Raw genomic sequence first — 20,029 nt, forward strand, 5'->3', positions numbered from 1 at the left:
CAGATCGAGTTCAGTTTGTTCGGTACAGTTTGGATTCGGCATGGCTCGCTCGTTCATCAAGTTTCTACACCTCGATAAACGCGCACTCAAAGGGCCATGCCGTCATCGTTTTTACGGAGGACGGTGAAATATCCGGGTTAGGATGATCGGGCGGCTGGAGATAGCGCCCTGGGTGCCGGTAACCCCTGTTGAGGATGGTTGGGGGGCTGTTCGTTCCGACAAAGCCGCTTTCCACGCAGAGTTGAAGCCGTGTTTTTACCTGCTAGTGGCTTTGTTGGCACAATCACGGTTTGAGTGAGTCTTGATTGAGGCTTTTGCAAGCGAGTAAACCCCAATTCGCGAAGCGGGCTTTGGCGACATTCACGAATGTCTGTCATCGGGCGGAGTACGGTCGTACGCGCTGTTGACCGGTGTTTCGGTCTTGATTCCAGCTGAGCCCCATCCTAAAAGCGCCGTCTTCTGCATGTCCGTCCCCCCTGTTTTTGCTGAGCTGCGCAATGTCACGTTCGCCTATGACGACCGAGTGATCCTGCGCGACGTCAGCCTGACGGTGCCCAAGGGCAAGGTGACCGCGCTGATGGGTGCGTCGGGCGGTGGAAAGACCACGGTGCTTCGCCTGATGGGCGGGCAGCAGCGTGCCCAAAAGGGTGCTGTGCTTTTCGATGGGCAGGACCTGGGTCAGATGGACATGACCAGCCTGTACGCGGCGCGGCGGCGTATGGGGATGCTGTTCCAGTTCGGGGCGCTTTTCACGGACATGAGCGTGTTTGACAATGTGGCGTTTCCCCTGCGCGAACACACCGACCTGTCCGAGGCGCTGATCCGCGACGTCGTGCTGATGAAGCTGCACGCGGTGGGGCTGCGGGGCGCCCGCGATCTCATGCCAAGCCAGATCTCGGGCGGCATGGCGCGGCGTGTGGCGCTGGCGCGCGCCATTGCGCTCGACCCAGAACTCGTCATGTACGACGAGCCCTTTGCCGGGCTGGATCCGATCTCGCTGGGCACCGCGGCCCAGCTCATCCGCCAGCTTAACGACGCGATGGGTCTGACCAGCATCGTGGTCTCGCACGATCTGGATGCCACGCTCCGACTGGCCGACCATCTGATCATCCTGGGGCCCGGCGTCGTCGCTGCGCAAGGGACGCCCGAGGAAGTGTGTGCCAGCCCGGACCCGTTGGTGCATCAGTTTGTGAATGCGTTGCCAGCAGGGCCTGTGCCGTTTCACTATCCTGCAGACGATGTCGCGGTGGAGTTCGGCCCGCGTGGGATGGGGGCGCGATGAGCTGGTACCACCCCGCCGATGTCGGATTTGCGGTGCGACAGAAGTTGGCCGACATGGGCAGCGCTGCCCGCCTGTTCGTGCAACTCACACGCCTGGGCGGTGCCGTGGTCTTGCGGCCTGCGCTGCTGCGCGACCAGATCCACTTTCTGGGCAACTATTCGCTGGCCATCATTGCCGTGTCGGGCCTGTTTGTGGGCTTTGTGCTGGGGCTGCAGGGTTACTACACGCTGCAGCGCTATGGTTCTTCCGAAGCGCTGGGCCTGCTGGTGGCGCTGTCGCTGGTGCGTGAACTCGGCCCGGTGGTGGCCGCGCTGTTGTTCGCAGGGCGTGCGGGCACCTCGCTCACGGCGGAGATCGGCCTCATGCGTGCGGGCGAGCAACTCAGCGCGATGGAGATGATGGCGGTGGACCCGGTGCGCCGCATCCTGGCTCCCCGTTTTTGGGCCGGCGTGATCACCATGCCGCTGCTCGCAGCCGTGTTCAGCGCGGTGGGCGTGATTGGCGGCTGGGTGGTCGGTGTGCTGATGATCGGGATCGACCCGGGCGCCTTCTGGAGCCAGATGCAGGGTGGCGTCGATGTATGGCGCGACCTGGGCAATGGCGTGATCAAGAGCGTGGTGTTTGGCTTTACGGTGACGTTTGTCGCGCTGCTGCAGGGCTATGTGGCCAAGCCCACCCCGGAGGGCGTGTCGCGCGCCACCACGCGCACCGTGGTGATGGCATCGCTTGCGGTGCTGGCGTTGGACTTCGTCCTGACCGCTCTGATGTTCAGTATCTGATGCTGGCAAGCGACCAGCGGCAAGGAAGATGACAATGCAACGTTCCAAGAACGACGTTTGGGTGGGGCTTTTTGTGATGCTGGGTGCTGCGGCGCTGGTGTTTCTGGCGCTGCAGGCTGCCAACCTCACGAGCCTCAACTTCCAGTCGGGCTACCGTATCACGGCCCGCTTTGACAACATCGGCGGCCTCAAGGCCCAGGCTGCGGTGCGCGGCTCGGGGGTTGTGGTGGGCCGGGTGGAGTCGATCACGTTTGATGACAAAACCTATCAGGCCCGGGTGACGCTGCTGCTGGAAAAACGCTACGCTTTCCCCAAGGACAGCTCTCTGAAGATCCTCACCAGCGGACTGCTCGGCGAGCAGTACATCGGTATCGAGGCCGGTGCCGACGACAAGAACCTGGCCGAAGGCGACATGGTGACCGCCACGCAATCGGCCGTGGTGCTTGAAAACCTCATCGGACAATTTTTGTTCAGCAAGGCCGAAGACGGCGGCAAGCCCTCCGGGGCCGGTATTGAGAAGAAATGACCCTTAGCATGAAATACAGCGTGACATCGCACCACGCACTGCAACCCCACTTTGTGTCAGCGGCGTGGCGGGCGGCTGCCTGGGCTGGTTTGGCGCTTTGGCTGGCCCTGCTGGGCGGGTGCGCCACGGTGGCCAATCCGGACCCGCGCGACCCGCTGGAGTCCTACAACCGCAGCATGACCAGCTTCAATGAGCAGGTCGATGCGATGCTGGTCAAACCCCTGGCGATTGCCTACCAGGACGCCGTACCTGGCCCGGTGCGTACCGGCGTGAGCAACTTCTTTGCCAATCTGGGCGATGCGTGGTCGTTTGTGAACAACGCCCTGCAACTGCGCGGCGAGGCGGCGGCAGCTTCGTTCATGCGCTTGAACGTCAATACCTTTCTGGGGCTGGGCGGTATTCTGGACATTGCCAGCGAGATGGGCATTGAGCGCCACAGGCAGGACTTCGGTCTGACGCTGGGACGCTGGGGCGTAGGCACCGGGCCGTATCTTGTGCTGCCGCTGCTGGGCCCCTCCACCGTGCGTGATGCGCTGGCACTGCCCATCGATACCAAGGGCAACCCCGTCCGTTACGTAGACCCCGTGTCGGCACGCAACTCGCTGTATGCATTGCGCGTGGTGGATGTGCGTGCCAACCTGCTGCGTGCCGGTTCGGTGCTCGACAGCGCCGCGCTCGAAAAATACAGCTTCACACGCGATGTGTTTCTACAGGTACGCATCCATGCGGGCGAACCCCAGGGCGGCACCGAGGGCGAGGACCGCGGTGGCGCCAATGACGGCATGCTGCCCGAGGAGCCTGCGCCCTTGCGCTGACCCGCGCCAGGATTTTTGACATGGGGCTGTGCCCTGACCCTAAGGACGAATGATGATGAACCGACGTGACCTGGGCCGTGTGGCCGCGGGTTTGATGGCCACCACGGCATGTGCCGGACCGCTTTGTGCGTTGGCGGCAGACGAGGCGCCCGATGCGATGGTGCGACGGCTTTCCAACGAGATCCTGGGCGCGATCAAGTCGGATGCGTCGATCAAGAAAGGTGACCTCGTTGCGGTCATTGCGCTGGTGAATCAGAAGGTCATGCCCAACGTGAACTTCCGCCGCATGACGGCTGCCGCCGTAGGGCCAGCTTGGCGTCAGGCCACCCCCGAGCAGCAGGCGCGCCTGCAGGACGAGTTCAAAATCCTGCTGGTACGCACCTATGCCGGCGCGCTGGCCCAGGTCACTGACCAGACCATCCAGGTCAAGCCGCTGCGCGCCGCGCCCGAAGACAAGGATGTGCTGGTTCGGACCGAGATCGTGGGCCGGGGCGATCCGATCCAGCTGGACTACCGTCTGGAAAAAACGCCCGGAGAGGGCACCGGCTGGAAAATCTACAACCTGAACGTGCTTGGCGTGTGGCTGGTGGAAACCTACCGCGGCCAGTTTGCGCAGGAGATCAACGCCAAGGGTGTGGACGGCCTCATCGAAACGCTGGCCGCTCGCAACAAGGCCAACGCGGCTGCCAGGGGCTGAACAGGGCCACGCCATGCTGGTGCTCCCGCGCGAACTCACCCACCGGCAGGCCACGGCATGCCTGGCCATGCTGCTGCAGGGCCTGAAGGCCCACCGTGAGGCGCAGGTCATCGTGGATGCAACAGCCCTCGCGGCGTTTGACAGTTCGGCACTTGCCGTGCTGCTGGAATGCCGCCGTGAGGCGCTGGCCCGCGGCAAGTCATTTTCCGTGCAGGGGCTGCCCGCGGCGCTGCACGGCATGGCCGGCCTCTACGGCATTGGCCACCTGATCGCTGCACAGGGCTGAACCCCCGCCGCGTGCGGGCAAGCCACCCGACCCCACAGGCACCCTGCCGTGGGGCAAGGCCGTAAAATCGCTGTCTTCATGCCCGCCGTCTCGTTCCAAGCTGTATCCAAAACCTTTGCCACGCCCAAGGGCCCTTTTCAGGCGCTCCACCATGTGGATTTGGACATCCAGGAAGGCGAGTTCTTCGGGCTGCTCGGGCCGAACGGGGCTGGCAAGACCACCATGATCAGCATTCTGGCGGGCCTGGCGCGCGCCACCAGTGGGCGCGTGCTGGTGCAAGGCAGCGATGTGCAGGCGAACTTTGCCCAGGCCCGGCGCAAGCTTGGCGTGGTGCCGCAGGAGCTGGTGTTTGACCCGTTTTTCAACGTGCGCGAGGCCCTGCGCATCCAGTCGGGCTACTTTGGCGTCAAGCACAACGATGCCTGGATCGATGAACTGCTGGAAAACCTGGGCCTGGCCGACAAGGCCAACGCCAACATGCGGCAGCTCTCGGGCGGCATGAAGCGCCGCGTGCTGGTGGCGCAGGCGCTGGTGCACAAGCCGCCCATCATCGTGCTGGACGAACCCACGGCAGGCGTTGATGTGGAGCTGCGCCAGACCCTGTGGCACTTTGTGGCCCGCCTGAACAAGGAGGGCCACACCGTGCTGCTCACCACCCACTACCTGGAAGAGGCCGAGGCGCTGTGCGGGCGCATTGCCATGCTCAAGGCCGGGCGGATCGTGGCGCTCAACCGCACCAGCGAGCTGCTGCAGGCGGCCTCGGGCAGCATCTTGCAGTTCAAGACCGACGCGGCCCTGCCCCCGGCGTTGGCGGGGGTGGCGCGGGTCACCGGGCGCATCGTGCAACTGCCGGCCCGCGATGCCGCAGAGATCGAACACCATCTGGCCGCCTTGCGCGTGGCCGGGGTGGATGTGCACGACATGGAGATACGGCGGCCGGACCTGGAGGATGTGTTCCTGCAGGTGATGTCGGGCGCGTCGGCTTCCAACCTCGCGGCGACAGGAGTGCAGGCATGACCGGCTGGCAGACGCTGTTCTACAAGGAAATCCTGCGCTTCTGGAAGGTGAGCTTTCAGACCGTGGCCGCGCCGGTGCTGACGGCCGTGCTGTACCTGTTGATCTTTGGCCATGTGCTGGAAGACCATGTCAAGGTGTATGACCGCATCAGCTACACCGCGTTCCTGGTGCCCGGCCTGGTGATGATGAGCGTGCTGCAAAACGCGTTTGCCAACAGCTCGTCGAGCCTGATCCAGAGCAAGATCATGGGCAATCTGGTGTTCGTGCTGCTCACGCCGCTGTCGCACTGGGCCTGGTTTGTGGCGTATGTGGGCTCTTCGGTGGTGCGCGGGCTGGTGGTGGGGCTGGGGGTGTTTGTGATCACGCTGGCGTTTGCCAGGCCCGAGTTTGCCGCGCCGCTGTGGATTGTGGCGTTTGCCGTGCTGGGCGCGGGCTTGCTGGCCACGCTGGGGCTGATTGCGGGGCTGTGGGCTGACAAGTTCGATCAGATGGCTGCCTTCCAGAACTTCGTCATTGTTCCGATGACGTTCCTGTCGGGGGTGTTTTATTCCATCCAGTCGCTGCCGCCCTTTTGGCAGACGGTCAGCCATCTCAATCCGTTTTTCTACATGATTGACGGTTTTCGCTATGGCTTTTTTGGCCAGAGCGACACCTCCCCCTGGCTCAGCCTGGCCATTGTGAGCATCGCCTGGCTGGGTGTGAGCGCGCTGGCGGTGCACCTGCTGCGCACGGGTTACAAGATTCGGAATTGACATGACTGCAGACGAACTCAAAGCCATCATTGCCCGCGGCCTGGACTGCCAGCACATCACCCTGGAAGGCGACGGACGCCACTGGTATGCCACCATCGTGTCTGCCGAGTTTGAGGGCAAGCGCGCCATCCAGCGGCACCAGCGGGTGTATGCCACGCTGGGTGCCAAGATGCACACTGACGAAGTGCACGCCCTGTCGATGAAAACGTTGACGCCCGCCGAGTGGGCTGCGCAGGGGCAATAGTCCTAAGCGGGAATTGCTACTATTTTGATAGCTGCTAGAGCTTGCTGATCAAGCGCGATGCGGTATTTTTATTCATATTTTGGTCTTGTGAGATGGACAAACTCCTGATTCGTGGCGGGCGCAGTCTGCGGGGCGAGGTGCTGGTATCGGGCGCCAAGAACGCAGCGCTGCCCCAGCTGTGTGCAGCATTGCTGACGGCCCAGCCGGTGACGCTGCGCAACGTGCCCCAGCTGCAGGATGTGAGCACCATGCTCACGCTGATCCGCAACATGGGCGTGAGCGTCGAGCGCTCCGAAGACGGAACCGTTCGCATTGACGCCAGCGCGCTGAACTCGCCCGAAGCCCCCTATGAGCTGGTCAAAACCATGCGCGCATCGGTGCTGGCCCTGGGCCCTCTGCTGGCGCGCTTCGGTGAGGCCACGGTATCGCTGCCGGGCGGCTGCGCCATTGGCTCGCGCCCTGTGGACCAGCACATCAAGGGCATGGCTGCCATGGGCGCAGAAATCGTTGTCGAGCACGGCTACATCATCGCCAAGCTGCCCGCGGGCAAAACGCGCCTGAAGGGTGCCCGCATCACCACCGACATGGTCACTGTGACCGGCACCGAAAACTTCCTCATGGCGGCCGCGCTGGCCGAAGGCGAGACGGTGCTGGAAAACGCGGCGCAGGAGCCCGAGATTGGCGACCTGGCCGACATGCTGATCGCCATGGGCGCGCAGATTGAAGGCCACGGCACCAGTCGCATCCGCATCCAGGGCGTTGAAAAGCTGCATGGCTGCACGCACCGCGTGGTGGCCGACCGCATCGAAGCGGGCACCTTTTTGTGTGCCGTGGCGGCTGCAGGCGGGGATGTGGTGCTGCGCCATGGCCGCGCCGACCACCTGGATGCCGTGATTGAAAAGCTGCGCGAGGCCGGGGTTACCGTCCAGGCCGTGGAGGGCGGGATCCGCGTGCAGAGCCAGGGCGGTTCGGCGCTCAGGGCGCAGGGCTTTCGCACCACCGAATACCCTGGGTTTCCCACGGACATGCAGGCCCAGTTCATGGCGCTCAACTGCATTGCTCAGGGCACAGCTACGGTGACCGAAACCATTTTTGAAAACCGCTTCATGCACGTCAACGAGCTGGTGCGCCTGGGCGCCAAAATCCAGGTGGATGGCAAGGTCGCGGTCATTGAGGGCGTGACGCGCCTGTCGGGCGCCACCGTGATGGCCACCGACCTGCGGGCCTCGGCCAGCCTGGTCATTGCGGGCCTGGTGGCCGATGGCGAGACCGTGGTCGATCGCATCTACCACCTGGACCGCGGCTACGACTGCATGGAGGCCAAGCTGCGCGGCATAGGTGCAGACATCGAACGGGTAAAAGCATGAGCAGCAGCCAGACGATCACCCTGGCCCTTTCCAAGGGCCGCATCTTCGACGAAACCCTGCCTCTGCTCGCTGCGGCTGGCATCGAGGTGCTGGAAGACCCCGACAAGTCGCGCAAGCTCATCTTGCCCACCAACCAGCCCCATGTGCGCGTGGTGCTGGTGCGCGCCACCGACGTGCCCACGTACGTGGAATACGGCGGTGCCGACCTTGGCGTGACCGGCAAGGACACGCTCATCGAGCACGGCGGCCAGGGCCTGTACCAGCCGCTGGATCTGCGCATTGCCCGGTGCCGCGTGAGCGTGGCCGTGCGTGACGACTTTGACTACGAGCGCGCCGTCAAGCAGGGCTCGCGCCTGAAGGTGGCCACCAAGTACACCGCCATTGCGCGGGACTTTTTTGCCACCAAGGGTGTGCACGTCGACATGGTCAAACTCTACGGCAGCATGGAACTGGCCCCGCTGACGGGCCTGGCCGATGCCATCGTCGATCTGGTATCCACCGGCAATACCCTCAAGGCCAACAAGCTCGTCGAAGTTGAGCGCATCATGGACATCAGCTCGCTGCTGGTGGTCAACCAGGCCGCGCTCAAGCTCAAGCGCGAGCCGCTGCGCCGCATCATCGACGCTTTCGCGTCGGCCATTCCCGCCGACAAGAGCTGACCCATCCCGCCCGCCACACTATGACTTTGGTAGCTTCTCCCGCCCGTCTGTCCACCGCTGCGGCCACGTTCGAGGCTGATTTTGCAGCCCGCCTGCACTGGTCTGCCGATACGGATGCCGCCATCGAGCACCGCGTTGCCGACATCCTGGCCGACGTGCAAAAGCGCGGCGACGCCGCCGTGCTGGAGTACACCGCCCGCTTCGACGGTCTTGCAGCGCCCAGCATGGCGGCGCTGGAGCTGACGCAGGCGGATTTCAAAGCTGCGTTTGACGCGATTCCGCAGGCCCAGCGCGATGCGCTGCAGGCCGCCGCCAAGCGCGTGCGCAGCTACCACGAGGCGCAAAAACAGGCCTCGGGCGAGAGCTGGAGCTACCGCGACGAAGACGGCACCCTGCTGGGCCAGAAAGTCACGCCGCTGGACCGCGTGGGCATCTACGTGCCTGGCGGCAAGGCGGCCTACCCCTCCAGCCTGCTGATGAACGCCATCCCGGCCCATGTGGCGGGCGTGCAGGAAATCATCATGGTCGTGCCCACGCCCGTGCGTGGCAGCGTGGCCACGGGCGGAGCAGGCGAGGGCACATCGACTACGGGTGAGCGCAACGAGCTGGTGCTGGCTGCCGCCTACGTGGCCGGCGTGACGCGCGCCTTCACCATCGGCGGCGCGCAGGCCGTGGCGGCGCTGGCCTACGGCACGCAGACGGTGCCCAAGGTGGACAAGATCACCGGCCCTGGCAACGCCTACGTGGCCAGCGCTAAAAAGCGCGTATTTGGCACCGTGGGCATCGACATGATTGCGGGCCCCAGCGAAATTCTGGTGCTGGCCGACGGCACCACGCCGCCCGACTGGGTGGCCATGGACCTGTTCAGTCAGGCCGAACACGATGAACTGGCCCAGTCCATTTTGCTGTGCCCGGATGTCGCCTACCTGGACGCCGTGCAGCGCGAAATCGACCGCCTGCTGCCCACCATGCCGCGCGCCGAGATCATCGCCAAAAGCCTCACGGGCCGCGGCGCGCTGATCCTGACCAAGGACATGGAAGAGGCCTGCGCCATCAGCAACCGCATTGCTCCTGAACACCTGGAAGTGAGCAGTACCGACCCGCACCGCTGGGAGCCGCTGCTGCGCCACGCGGGCGCGATCTTTTTGGGGGCCTACACCTCCGAGAGCCTGGGCGACTATTGCGCCGGGCCCAACCACGTGCTGCCCACCAGCGGCACGGCACGCTTTTCGTCGCCCCTGGGTGTGTATGACTTCCAAAAGCGCAGCAGCATCATCGAGGTGAGCGAGGCCGGTGCCCAGGTGCTGGGCAAGATTGCCGCCGAGTTGGCGTACGGAGAGGGCCTGCAGGCCCACGCGCAGGCGGCCGAGATGCGGCTGCACAAGCGGGGTTGAGCGGCCCCGCCACTGCTGCGTCCCGCCGCACCGGGTCTGCGTGTGCCCGGCCCTTTGCCGGGATGTCCTGCTGTGACGGCTGCCGCCCCATGTGTCCCGGTGGTTTACACGAACTTCGTGTAGCACGAACTTCGTGTAATATGCGGTTCATGAAAAACATCACCGTGACCATGGACGACGCCGTTGCCGAATGGGTGCGGGTCGAGGCCGCGCGGCGCGGCAGCAGCGTGTCGCGCCTGCTGGGCGAATGGCTGGCGGAAAAGATGCGGCAGGAAGACGCCTACGCCCAGGCCATGCGCGAGGCGCTGGGGTTTGAGTCCTGGGGCGCCTCCAGCGGGCCTTATGTGCCGCGCGAAACCCTGTTTCTGCGCTGAACCGAGCGCAACGCATGGCCACCGCCCCCATCTTTGTCGATACCGAAATCCTGCTGGCCAGCGTGGACGACCGCGATCTGGTCCACCAGGCCCGTGCCCGCGAATGGATCAGCTTTTGCTGGCACACCCGCAGCGGCCGCCTCAGCTCGCAGGTGCTCAACGAACTCTACAACCAGGCCATCCATCGTTTTGACGGCTCGCATGTGCTGCAGCAGGTGCGCGCCCAGGTGCGGCGCCTGCGCGTGTGGATGCCGCCCCACCTGGATGCCTACACCGTGGACGGGGCCTGGGACCTGCAAGACCGCTACGGGCTGGGCTACTGGGACGCGCTCATCCTGTCGTCCGCCCACCAGCAGGGCTGCCGCTACCTGCTGACCCAAGCGTTGCCGCACAACGTCCCGTTGGACGCCGTGCGGCCCATCGACCCTTTCCTTGTCGCCCCCTCTGAACTGGATACCGCCGAATGACCGCATCGCCGCTGCTTCTCCAGGCCCTGGCCCGAATCCGCCCGGATGTGCGGGCCATGCACTCGTATGTTGTGCAGCCGTCTGCAGGCATGCTCAAGATGGACGCCATGGAAAACCCGTTCCCGCTGCCCGCGCAGCTGCAGGCAGCCCTGGGCCAGCGCCTGGGCGCATTGGCGCTCAACCGCTACCCCGGCGACCGGATGCAGGACCTGAAGGCGGCCCTGGCCCGGTATGCAGGTATGCCCGAGGGCTGCGGCATCGTGCTGGGCAACGGCTCGGACGAGCTCATCACCCTGCTGGCGCTGGCCTGCGCGCGGCCCGGCACGGGCGAGCGCGCCACCATGCTCTCGCCCATGCCTGGTTTTGTGATGTATCCGTTGTCGGCCCAGTTGCAGGGCCTGGACTTTGTCGGCGTGCCCCTCACGCCCGACTTTGAGCTCGATGAGCCCGCCATGCTGGCGGCCATGGTGCAGCACCGGCCCGCCATCACCTACATTGCCTACCCCAACAACCCCACGGCCACGCTGTGGGATGAAGGGGCCGTGCAGCGCATCATCGACGCCGCGGGTGCGCAGGGCGGCATCGTGGTGATGGACGAGGCCTACCAGCCGTTTGCCAGCCGCACCTGGATCGACCGCATGCGCGCCGAACCAGACCGCAACGCCCATGTGCTGCTCATGCGCACGCTCAGCAAGTTTGGCCTGGCAGGTGTGCGCCTGGGCTACCTGATCGGGCCAGAGGCGCTGGTGGGCGAGATCGACAAGGTCCGCCCGCCCTACAACGTGAGCGTGCTCAACGCCGAGGCCGCGCTGTGTGCACTGGAGCACGCCGACGTGTTTGCCGCCCAGGCGGCCGAAATCCGTGCCGAGCGCGCCACGCTTGTCGCGGCCCTGCGCCAGATGCCGGGCATCGAAAAATGCTGGGACAGCGAGGCCAACATGGTGCTGATCCGTGTGGCAGATTCCGCCAAGGTCTACGAAGGCATGAAAAACCGCAGGGTGCTCATCAAGAACGTTTCTACAATGCACTCTTTGCTGGCCAACTGCCTGCGCCTGACGGTAGGCAATGCCCAAGACAACGCACAGATGCTGGCCGCACTCCAAGCTTCCCTATGATGTCCTCCGCACTCGTTCCCTCCGCCCCATCGGCCGACCCGATGGCCGACCGCATCGCCGAGGTCAGCCGCAACACCGCTGAAACGCGCATCCGCGTTCGCATCAACCTGGACGGCACCGGCCAGGCCAAGCTGCAAACGGGCATCGGTTTTTTTGACCACATGCTCGACCAGATCGCCCGCCACGGGCTGATCGATCTGGACATTGACTGCGAGGGCGACCTGCACATCGACGGCCACCACACGGTGGAAGACGTGGGCATCACCCTGGGCCAGGCGTTTGCGCGTGCCGTGGGCGACAAAAAGGGCATCCGCCGCTACGGCCACGCCTATGTGCCGCTGGATGAAGCGCTCTCGCGCGTGGTGGTCGATTTTTCGGGCCGGCCCGGCCTGCACATGGACGTGACGTTCTCGTCCGGCAGCATCGGTCAGCTCGACACGCAACTGGTCTACGAGTTCTTTCAGGGCTTTGTGAACCATGCGGGCGTCACGCTGCACATCGACAACCTCAAGGGGGTCAACGCCCACCACCAGTGCGAGACCATCTTCAAGGCCTTTGGGCGCACGCTGCGTGCGGCGCTGGAGCGCGACCCGCGCTCGGCCGGTGTCATACCCTCGACCAAGGGTTCCCTGTGATGTTGATGTCCAATCGGGCGCCTACGCTTGATTGATAAGCGCTGGTAGCTATGAATATAGAAGCAAAAACCGTCGCCGTGGTGGACTACGGCATGGGCAACCTGCGCTCGGTGTCGCAGGCCGTGGAGCACGCTGCCCAGGGCACGGGCTGGACGGTGGTGGTGACCTCGCGTCCCGAGGACGTGCGGGCCGCAGCGCGCATCGTGCTGCCAGGGCAGGGCGCCATGCCCGACTGCATGCGGGAGCTGGCCGAATCGGGGCTGAAGGAGTCGGTGCTGGAAGCCGCTGCGGCCAAGCCGCTCTTTGGCGTGTGTGTGGGCATGCAGATGCTGCTGGACCACAGCGCCGAGGGCCCCAACGGCGGCACGCCCGGCCTGGGGCTCATCCATGGCCAGGTGCTCAAGTTCGACCTGGCCGGCAAAATCCAGCCCGACGGCAGCCGCTTCAAGGTGCCGCAAATGGGCTGGAACCAGGTCCGCCAGGTGCCGCACGGTGGCCGTGTGCATCCGGTGTGGGCTGGCGTGCCGGACAACAGCTATTTCTATTTCGTGCACAGCTTTTATGCGTTGCCGCAAGACGCGGCGCATTGCGCGGGCCAGACGGACTACGGTGGCCTGTTCGCCTCGGCCATTGCGCGCGATAATATTTTTGCAACCCAGTTTCACCCGGAAAAAAGCGCGGAGCATGGCCTGGCCCTGTACCGCAACTTTTTGCACTGGAACCCCTGACACCGTTTTCCCAACCCCGTTCGGGCCGAGCCGAGACTCGCCCTATTCCCCCGAACTTCACCATCATGCTGCTCATTCCCGCCATCGACCTCAAGGACGGCCACTGTGTTCGCCTCAAGCAAGGCGATATGGACCAATCCACCACGTTTGGTGAAGACCCGGCCGCCATGGCGCGCAAGTGGCTCGATGCCGGTGCGCGCCGCCTGCACCTGGTGGATTTGAATGGTGCCTTCGCGGGCATGCCCAAAAACTTTAGCGCCATCAAGTCGATCCTCAAGGAAGTGGGAGACGACATTCCAGTGCAGCTTGGCGGGGGCATCCGTGACCTGGACACCATCGAGCGGTACATCGACGGCGGCCTGCGTTACGTGATCATCGGCACGGCAGCGGTGAAGAACCCCGGCTTCCTCAAGGACGCGTGCAGTGCCTTCGGCGGCCACATCATCGTCGGCCTGGATGCCAAGGACGGCAAGGTGGCCACCGACGGCTGGAGCAAACTCACCGGCCACGAGGTGGTGGACCTGGCCAAGAAGTTCGAGGACTGGGGCGTCGAATCCATCATCTACACCGACATCGGCCGTGATGGCATGCTCTCGGGCATCAACATCGATGCAACCGTCAATCTGGCCCAGGCGCTCAGCATTCCTGTCATTGCCTCGGGAGGCCTGTCGAACATGGCCGACATCGAGCGGCTGTGCGCGGTGGAGAGCGAGGGCGTCGAGGGCGTGATCTGTGGCCGCGCCATCTACAGCGGGGACCTGGACTTTGCGGCAGCGCAGGCCCGCGCCGACGAACTCGTGGACAAGGCCTGATCCCCGGCACCGGCAGCCGCTGTCGCCTGGGGATGATCGCGGGGATCCATGACGCCAGCCCAGATGCCTCTTTTGCGTCTTTTGCCTCTTTTGTGCTCCCCAGCGCACGCCCATGCCCCCGCCCGCGCAGCGGGCTGGCGTGCGAGGCTGTGCCCGTGTTGACGATGCGTGCCGTGCGCACATCCCTGCCGCCCGGGCGGATTGCCCAGGGGCTCTGCGCGGATCGTCCGGCGCAGCGCAGGCCCGCGCGATCAATCTTGCGGAAGGTGTTGCAGTGATTTTGGTCACCGGAGGCGCGGGCTTCATCGGATCGCACACCTGCGTGGCCCTGGCCGCTGCGCGCATGCCCTTTGTGGTTCTCGATAATTTTTGCAACAGCCGACGTTCGGTCCTGGAGCGCCTGGCGCGCATCACCGGCGCGCCGGTGGCGTGTGTCGAAGGTGATGTGCGCGATGCGGGGTTGATCGCCAGCGTGTTGCAACAGTACGCGGTGGATGCGGTGATCCATTTTGCGGCGCTCAAGGCGGTGGGTGAGTCGGTGCGCGACCCTCTTCGCTACTACGACAACAACGTGGCGGGCACGGTCAGCCTGTTGCGCGCCATGCAGCGGTGCGCGGTGCGCACGCTGGTGTTTTCGTCGTCGGCCACGGTGTATGGCGAACCGGCCTCGGTTCCCATCCGGGAGGGTTTTCCGCTGTCTGCCCAGAACCCGTACGGTGCCAGCAAACTGATGATGGAGCAGATGCTGGCCGATATCGACACCGCAGAACCCGGCGCATGGCATATTGCCCGCCTGCGCTATTTCAACCCGGTGGGCGCGCACGAGAGCGGCCTGATCGGCGAAGACCCGCGCGACGTGCCCAACAACCTGCTGCCCTATGTGGCGCAGGTGGCGACCGGTGTGCGCGAGCGGCTGAGGGTCTTCGGTGGCGACTACCCCACGCCCGACGGTACCGGCGTGCGCGACTACATCCATGTGTGCGACCTGGCAGACGGCCATGTGGCGGCGCTGAGGTACCTGCGTGACCACGCAGGGTTGCTGACCGTCAACCTGGGCACGGGCAAGCCCGCATCGGTGCTGGAGATGGTGCGCGCATTCGAGCGTGCCAGCGGTCGCCCGGTACCGTATGACGTGGTAGCGCGCCGCGCCGGCGACGTGGCGCAGTGCTGGGCGGACCCGGCCCTGGCCGAACAGTTGCTGGGCTGGCGCGCCCGCCACGGTATCGATCGGATGTGCCAGGACGCCTGGCGCTGGCAAAGCGGTACCGCTGCCCAACTGCAGGACTGATCTTCCGCTGCAGGCGCCCTCGCCGCAGTGGGACAATGGATACCAGTGCGACCTCGAAGTCGCTCACGCTGCGGCAGGCCACCAGGCTCGCCAAAAGCAGTTTTCCAAGCCCCCTCTACCTTCACGTGCCATGCTTGCCAAACGCATCATTCCCTGTCTTGACGTCACCGGAGGTCGCGTCGTCAAGGGTGTCAACTTCGTCGAACTCCGTGATGCCGGTGATCCGGTCGAAATCGCGGCGCGCTACAACGCACAGGGCGCTGACGAGCTCACGTTTCTGGACATCACAGCCACCAGCGACGGCCGCGACCTGATCCTGCACATCATCGAGGCCGTGGCCAGCCAGGTGTTCATTCCCCTGACGGTGGGTGGCGGCGTGCGCACCGTCGAGGATGTGCGCCGCCTGCTCAACGCGGGTGCCGACAAGACGAGTTTCAACTCGGCCGCCATTGCCAACCCGGATGTCATCAACGCAGCATCGGAGCGCTACGGCGCGCAGTGCATCGTGGTTGCCATCGACGCCAAACGCCGCAGCGCGGAAGATGCCCTGCGACCGGGCCCGGATGGGCAGCCCGTGGGGGCCGGTTGGGATGTGTACAGCCATGGCGGCCGCAAGAACACGGGCCTGGATGCGGTGGCCTGGGCCACGCAGATGGCGCGGCGCGGCGCGGGCGAGATCCTGCTGACCAGCATGGACCGGGACGGCACCAAATCGGGTTTCGACCTGGCGTTGACGCGCGCCGTGACCGACGCGGTGGACGTTCCCGTGATTGCCTCGGGCGGCGTCGGCACGCTGGACCACCTTGCCGACGGCATCCAGCTCGGCGGTGCCGACGCGGTGCTGGCAGCCAGCATCTTCCACTATGGGGAGTTCACGGTGGCCCAGACCAAGCAGCACATGGCGGCGCGGGGCATACCCGTCCGGCTTTGAGCGCTGTAGTGGGGAGGTATGCTATAAAAATAATAGCTATCAGGTGAATGTGGTCGCGCGGCGGTCGCTTATTTTTCTCTTTTTTTTGGGGTCCCGCGCCCCTGCCTGGTGTACGCCCACGCTGCCCCCCCGGAACGCCAGCGCAAATCGCCGACAATGCTTGCCATGAACTGGCTCAACGAAGTGAAATGGGATGATCAGGGCCTGGTGCCCGTCATCGCGCAGGAACAGGGTAGTGGCGACGTGCTGATGTTTGCGTGGATGAACCGCGAAGCCCTGGAAAAGACGGCGGAGCTGGGGCGTGCGGTGTACTTCAGCCGCTCGCGCAAGAAGCTTTGGTTCAAGGGCGAGGAGTCGGGCCATGTGCAGACCGTGCACGAGATCCGCCTGGACTGCGACAACGACGTGGTGCTGCTCAAGGTGACACAGCTCGGCCATGAACCGGGCATCGCCTGCCACACCGGTCGCCACAGCTGCTTTTTCAGTGTCCTCAAGGAGGGTGCCTGGCGCAGCGTCGATCCGGTCTTGAAAGACCCTGAATCCATCTACAAGTAAAGCGCATGAGCTCCAACGATTCTCTCGCCCGCCTTGCGGCCGTCATCGAAAGCCGCAAACCGGCCAACGGCGGCGATCCGCAGACGAGCTACGTCTCCCGCCTGTTGCACAAGGGGCCCGATGCCTTCCTCAAGAAGATCGGCGAGGAGGCGACCGAGGTCGTGATGGCAGCCAAGGATGTGGACCATGGGGCCGACGCCTCCAAGCTCGTCTATGAGGTCGCCGACCTGTGGTTCCATTCGATGGTGGCGCTGGCCCATTACGGGTTGTCGCCCGCCGATGTGGTGGCCGAACTGGAACGCCGTGAAGGCACCAGCGGCATCGAGGAGAAAGCCCTGCGCAAGGCCGTTGCGCGCTCAGCCAGCGAGGGCACGGCCCCATGAGCGACCTCTCCGATCTGAACGCCAACGACCGCAGGGCCGAAGCGCTCAACACCATCGGCTGGATCAGCTACCTGCTGCACCTGATCGTGGCGGTCGGTGCCGTCATCCCCGGCGCGCAGCCCGGCGCGGTGCTGCTGCTGGTGGCGCTGGTGCTTGATCTGGTCAAGAAGCACGACGCCGAGGGCACCTGGCAGGCCAGCCACTTTTCATGGCGCATCCGCTCGGTGATCTGGGCGGGTGTGCTGTACGTGGTCACTGCGCCGCTGTGGCTGTTGTTTCTTTTGCCGGGCTGGATTGCCTGGGGCCTCATCTCGCTGTGGTTCCTGTACCGCATCATTCGCGGCATGGTGGCCATGAACCAGAGCCGGGCGGTGGATGCCTGAAGGCTCAGATGACGCATCACCGCGATGGGTGTCCAACCTTGTCCTGATCTTCTCATGCACGATCCGAACTGCCTTTTCTGCAAGATCATCGCGGGCCAGATTCCTTCGCGAAAAGTCTATGAAGACGAAGAAATTTTCGCCTTCCACGACATCCATCCCTGGGCGCCGGTGCATTTCCTCATGGTTCCCAAGCTCCATATCCCTTCGATGGCGCAGGTCACTGACGCGCACGCCGCCGTGCTCGGGCGCATGATGGCGCTGGCACCGCGGCTGGCGCTCGAGCAGGGCTGCAACCCATACCCCGAGGGAGGCTTTCGCGTCGTGGTAAACACGGGGCTTGAAGGCGGGCAGGAAATTCATCATCTGCACCTGCACGTGATGGGCGGGCCGCGTCCCTGGCTCAAAGGCTGACCAAGGCTGACGCGACGCAATCGTGGCCGCGTACGTCTTTGGCCCGGTTACGGAACGTCTTTCCCGCCCCGTCTAAAATGGCCGTCATTCATCAGGAGATATTCCATGGGTTCTTTTTCCATCTGGCACTGGCTGATCGTGCTGCTGATCGTCGTCATGGTCTTCGGCACGAAGAAGCTCAAGAACATGGGCTCGGATCTCGGCGGGGCCGTCAAGGGCTTCAAGGACGGCATGAAGGACGGTTCGGCCGATGCGCCGCCCGCCACGCCGGCTCCCACGCAGGTGGCCAACAGTACCGCTGCCGACAAGACCACCATCGATGTCGAAGCCAAGCAAAAAAGCTGACCGGCGTGCGCCGCACGCCTGCCGCAGCGACTGCCGTTGCACGCATTCCATGCAGCGTCAGGTTGATCCATGATTGACATCGGCCTGTCCAAAATGGCGCTGATCGGCGTCGTTGCGCTGATCGTCATCGGTCCTGAGAAGCTGCCGCGGGTGGCCCGCACCGTGGGGACGCTGCTGGGCAAGGCGCAGCGCTATGTGTCCGATGTCAAGGCTGAGGTCAACCGGTCCATGGAGCTCGATGAGCTCAAAAAGATGAAGGATTCGGTGGAAAACGCCGCGCGGGACGTGCAGCAGTCCGTGCAGACCACGGCCAGCGAGTTCGAGCGTGACTTGGCCGAGGCGACCGAGCTGGCCAGTACCCCGCTGCAGGAGCCGCCCGCGGTGGTGCCCGCTTACCGCCACCCTGGCAAGAACTGGCGACTCAAGCGCGGGGCCACGCCCCAGTGGTACAAGGCCCGCAGCGGTGTGCGCACCAAGGCGCAGTCCGGCGCGGCCCGCGTGGCCCGCTACCGCCCCCAGCTATTCAAGTGAACATCGTTTCACCCCGCGGCACCTGCATTGCATGGTGCTCATGCCACACGCCGCGCGGGCGGTAGACCTCACGCCTACGAGCCATTTACATGTCCGACACCCCATCCAAACAAGACGAGCTGGCCGGTACCGAACAGCCGTTTGTGCAGCACCTGATGGAGCTGCGCGATCGCATGGTCAAGGCGTTCCTCGCCATCGGTGTGGCTGCGGCCATCCTGTTTTTCTTCCCCGGGCCGGGCGCGCTGTACGACTTCCTTGCTGCCCCGTTGGTGGCCCATTTGCCCAAGGGCGCGACGCTGATCGCCACGTCGGTGATTTCGCCGTTCATGGTGCCGCTCAAAATTTTGCTGATGTCTGCCTTCCTGCTGGCGCTGCCGTTTGTGTTGTGGCAGGTGTGGGCTTTTGTGGCACCCGGCCTGTATTCACATGAAAAGCGGCTCGTGCTGCCGCTGGTGATTTCCAGCACGTTACTGTTCTTCGTGGGCGTGGCGTTTTGCTACTACCTGGTGTTTGGCCAGGTGTTTGCGTTCATCCAGAGCTTCGCGCCCAAGAGCATCACGGCCGCGCCTGATATCGAGGCGTACCTGAGCTTCGTGCTGTCCATGTTTCTGGCATTTGGCCTGGCGTTTGAGGTGCCGATTGCGGTGGTGGTACTGGCCCGCATGGGAGTGGTGTCGATCGACAAGCTCAAGGAGTTCCGTGGCTACTTCATCGTCATTGCTTTTGTCATCGCAGCCATCGTGACGCCTCCGGATGTGGTCTCGCAACTGTCGCTGGCCATACCGATGTGCATTCTCTACCAGGTCGGTATCTGGGCCGCCCAGGTTTTCATCAAGCACACCAAGGCGCCCGAGGAGGTGCAGGAAACGGCGACACCGTCGTGAAGTGCATGCATCAGCCCGGGTGATGCGCAAGCCCGGTCGCGTTGTCGAACCACGAGCGCCTGGGCTACGAGCCTGTCGGACTTGGAAATCGTCGGCTGCAAATCGAACGCAGCGGTCCATTTATAACCGCCTTTTTGCCCCATAGCTCGGCTATGGGGCTGCAAATTCGGCAAAAACTGTCCTCGCTCTCGCCGATTTTCGCTTTCGACGCTCCAAGTCCGACAGGCTCCTAGCCCGGATATTTCACGGCAATTGGTCGAAGGCGGAGCGAAGCGAGTTTTTCTGTTGATTTTGGGCTGCCAAGTGCTCTGGCCAGGGCTTTGATGTGCTGCAAAAGGCTATGGCGTGGTAACCAGGCACACCGGCCCC

Annotated in this window: 27 protein-coding genes; all 27 read left to right on the forward strand. The window is 64.2% G+C overall.

From position 1 onward, the window contains the following. Positions 1-463: 463 nt before the first annotated feature. The 27 genes from ACK543_RS13735 to tatC all read left to right on the forward strand — a co-directional run bounded on the left by ACK543_RS13735 (position 464) and on the right by tatC (position 19,660). Positions 464-1,282 (forward strand): ABC transporter ATP-binding protein, encoded by an 819-nt coding sequence (locus tag ACK543_RS13735; protein WP_409943406.1) that lies wholly within the window; start codon positions 464-466, stop codon positions 1,280-1,282. After that, positions 1,279-2,061, forward strand: a complete 783-nt coding sequence (gene mlaE / locus ACK543_RS13740; RefSeq protein WP_409943407.1) for a lipid asymmetry maintenance ABC transporter permease subunit MlaE — start codon at positions 1,279-1,281, stop codon at positions 2,059-2,061. Before ACK543_RS13735 ends, mlaE begins: the two co-directional genes overlap by 4 nt. A 34-nt stretch (positions 2,062-2,095) precedes the next feature. Continuing rightward, a complete protein-coding gene (gene mlaD, locus ACK543_RS13745) occupies positions 2,096-2,587 on the forward strand; it encodes an outer membrane lipid asymmetry maintenance protein MlaD (protein ID WP_409943408.1) in 492 nt (163 codons plus the stop codon). Beyond that, positions 2,584-3,402, forward strand: coding sequence for a VacJ family lipoprotein (locus ACK543_RS13750; RefSeq protein ID WP_409943409.1), 819 nt, complete (start codon positions 2,584-2,586; stop codon positions 3,400-3,402). Before mlaD ends, ACK543_RS13750 begins: the two co-directional genes overlap by 4 nt. Positions 3,403-3,451: 49 nt before the next feature. Beyond that, on the forward strand, positions 3,452-4,099 hold the full coding sequence (locus ACK543_RS13755; protein WP_409943410.1) for a phospholipid-binding protein MlaC: 648 nt from the start codon (positions 3,452-3,454) through the stop codon (positions 4,097-4,099). 13 nt (positions 4,100-4,112) lie between these two features. Then, complete coding sequence (locus tag ACK543_RS13760) at positions 4,113-4,385, forward strand: lipid asymmetry maintenance protein MlaB (RefSeq protein ID WP_409943411.1); 273 nt, start codon at positions 4,113-4,115, stop codon at positions 4,383-4,385. Positions 4,386-4,463: 78 nt separating this feature from the next. Beyond that, on the forward strand, positions 4,464-5,402 hold the full coding sequence (locus tag ACK543_RS13765; RefSeq protein WP_409943412.1) for an ABC transporter ATP-binding protein: 939 nt from the start codon (positions 4,464-4,466) through the stop codon (positions 5,400-5,402). Further along, positions 5,399-6,154: an ABC transporter permease gene (locus tag ACK543_RS13770; protein ID WP_409943413.1), complete on the forward strand. Its 756-nt coding sequence runs from the start codon at positions 5,399-5,401 to the stop codon at positions 6,152-6,154. Before ACK543_RS13765 ends, ACK543_RS13770 begins: the two co-directional genes overlap by 4 nt. A gap of 1 nt (position 6,155) precedes the next feature. Continuing rightward, positions 6,156-6,398: a BolA family protein gene (locus ACK543_RS13775; protein ID WP_409943414.1), complete on the forward strand. Its 243-nt coding sequence runs from the start codon at positions 6,156-6,158 to the stop codon at positions 6,396-6,398. A gap of 92 nt (positions 6,399-6,490) precedes the next feature. Further along, positions 6,491-7,765 carry a UDP-N-acetylglucosamine 1-carboxyvinyltransferase gene (murA, locus tag ACK543_RS13780; protein WP_409943415.1) on the forward strand — a complete coding sequence of 425 codons (1,275 nt, stop codon included), beginning with the start codon at positions 6,491-6,493 and terminating at the stop codon, positions 7,763-7,765. Continuing rightward, positions 7,762-8,424, forward strand: coding sequence for an ATP phosphoribosyltransferase (hisG, locus tag ACK543_RS13785; protein WP_409943416.1), 663 nt, complete (start codon positions 7,762-7,764; stop codon positions 8,422-8,424). The genes murA and hisG overlap by 4 nt, the downstream gene beginning before the upstream one ends. A gap of 20 nt (positions 8,425-8,444) precedes the next feature. Continuing rightward, entirely contained in the window at positions 8,445-9,818 is a 1,374-nt protein-coding gene (gene hisD, locus ACK543_RS13790) for a histidinol dehydrogenase (RefSeq protein WP_409943417.1), read from the forward strand. A 149-nt stretch (positions 9,819-9,967) separates the two neighbouring features. Further along, positions 9,968-10,192, forward strand: coding sequence for a CopG family transcriptional regulator (locus tag ACK543_RS13795; RefSeq protein ID WP_409943418.1), 225 nt, complete (start codon positions 9,968-9,970; stop codon positions 10,190-10,192). Between the two features lie 14 nt (positions 10,193-10,206). Beyond that, on the forward strand, positions 10,207-10,659 hold the full coding sequence (locus ACK543_RS13800) for a PIN domain-containing protein (RefSeq protein WP_409943419.1): 453 nt from the start codon (positions 10,207-10,209) through the stop codon (positions 10,657-10,659). Continuing rightward, positions 10,656-11,774: a histidinol-phosphate transaminase gene (gene hisC, locus ACK543_RS13805; protein WP_409943420.1), complete on the forward strand. Its 1,119-nt coding sequence runs from the start codon at positions 10,656-10,658 to the stop codon at positions 11,772-11,774. Before ACK543_RS13800 ends, hisC begins: the two co-directional genes overlap by 4 nt. Next, positions 11,771-12,409 carry an imidazoleglycerol-phosphate dehydratase HisB gene (gene hisB, locus ACK543_RS13810; RefSeq protein WP_409943421.1) on the forward strand — a complete coding sequence of 213 codons (639 nt, stop codon included), beginning with the start codon at positions 11,771-11,773 and terminating at the stop codon, positions 12,407-12,409. The genes hisC and hisB overlap by 4 nt, the downstream gene beginning before the upstream one ends. A gap of 50 nt (positions 12,410-12,459) precedes the next feature. After that, positions 12,460-13,137: an imidazole glycerol phosphate synthase subunit HisH gene (hisH, locus tag ACK543_RS13815; RefSeq protein ID WP_409943422.1), complete on the forward strand. Its 678-nt coding sequence runs from the start codon at positions 12,460-12,462 to the stop codon at positions 13,135-13,137. A 65-nt stretch (positions 13,138-13,202) separates the two neighbouring features. After that, a complete protein-coding gene (gene hisA / locus ACK543_RS13820; RefSeq protein WP_409943423.1) occupies positions 13,203-13,949 on the forward strand; it encodes a 1-(5-phosphoribosyl)-5-[(5-phosphoribosylamino)methylideneamino]imidazole-4-carboxamide isomerase in 747 nt (248 codons plus the stop codon). A gap of 274 nt (positions 13,950-14,223) precedes the next feature. Further along, positions 14,224-15,237, forward strand: a complete 1,014-nt coding sequence (gene galE / locus ACK543_RS13825; RefSeq protein ID WP_409943424.1) for a UDP-glucose 4-epimerase GalE — start codon at positions 14,224-14,226, stop codon at positions 15,235-15,237. 130 nt (positions 15,238-15,367) lie between these two features. Further along, positions 15,368-16,168 (forward strand): imidazole glycerol phosphate synthase subunit HisF, encoded by an 801-nt coding sequence (hisF, locus tag ACK543_RS13830; RefSeq protein WP_409943425.1) that lies wholly within the window; start codon positions 15,368-15,370, stop codon positions 16,166-16,168. Between the two features lie 156 nt (positions 16,169-16,324). Then, on the forward strand, positions 16,325-16,723 hold the full coding sequence (gene hisI / locus ACK543_RS13835) for a phosphoribosyl-AMP cyclohydrolase (protein ID WP_409943426.1): 399 nt from the start codon (positions 16,325-16,327) through the stop codon (positions 16,721-16,723). 5 nt (positions 16,724-16,728) lie between these two features. Further along, on the forward strand, positions 16,729-17,106 hold the full coding sequence (locus ACK543_RS13840; RefSeq protein ID WP_409943427.1) for a phosphoribosyl-ATP diphosphatase: 378 nt from the start codon (positions 16,729-16,731) through the stop codon (positions 17,104-17,106). Then, on the forward strand, positions 17,103-17,489 hold the full coding sequence (locus ACK543_RS13845; RefSeq protein ID WP_409943428.1) for a DUF4870 family protein: 387 nt from the start codon (positions 17,103-17,105) through the stop codon (positions 17,487-17,489). Before ACK543_RS13840 ends, ACK543_RS13845 begins: the two co-directional genes overlap by 4 nt. 54 nt (positions 17,490-17,543) lie before the next feature. Then, positions 17,544-17,900 (forward strand): histidine triad nucleotide-binding protein, encoded by a 357-nt coding sequence (locus tag ACK543_RS13850; protein WP_409943429.1) that lies wholly within the window; start codon positions 17,544-17,546, stop codon positions 17,898-17,900. A 105-nt stretch (positions 17,901-18,005) separates the two neighbouring features. Further along, positions 18,006-18,245: a Sec-independent protein translocase subunit TatA gene (tatA, locus tag ACK543_RS13855; protein WP_409943430.1), complete on the forward strand. Its 240-nt coding sequence runs from the start codon at positions 18,006-18,008 to the stop codon at positions 18,243-18,245. A gap of 69 nt (positions 18,246-18,314) precedes the next feature. Next, the gene (gene tatB / locus ACK543_RS13860; protein ID WP_409943431.1) at positions 18,315-18,776 is read left to right on the forward strand and encodes a Sec-independent protein translocase protein TatB; all 462 of its coding nucleotides are present in this window, start codon (positions 18,315-18,317) and stop codon (positions 18,774-18,776) included. An 89-nt stretch (positions 18,777-18,865) separates the two neighbouring features. Next, complete coding sequence (gene tatC, locus ACK543_RS13865; protein WP_409943432.1) at positions 18,866-19,660, forward strand: twin-arginine translocase subunit TatC; 795 nt, start codon at positions 18,866-18,868, stop codon at positions 19,658-19,660. The last annotated feature ends 369 nt before the right edge of the window (positions 19,661-20,029 follow it).

Origin of the sequence: Acidovorax sp., assembly GCF_046341535.1 — a bacterium.
Classification (GTDB): domain Bacteria; phylum Pseudomonadota; class Gammaproteobacteria; order Burkholderiales; family Burkholderiaceae_C; genus Acidovorax.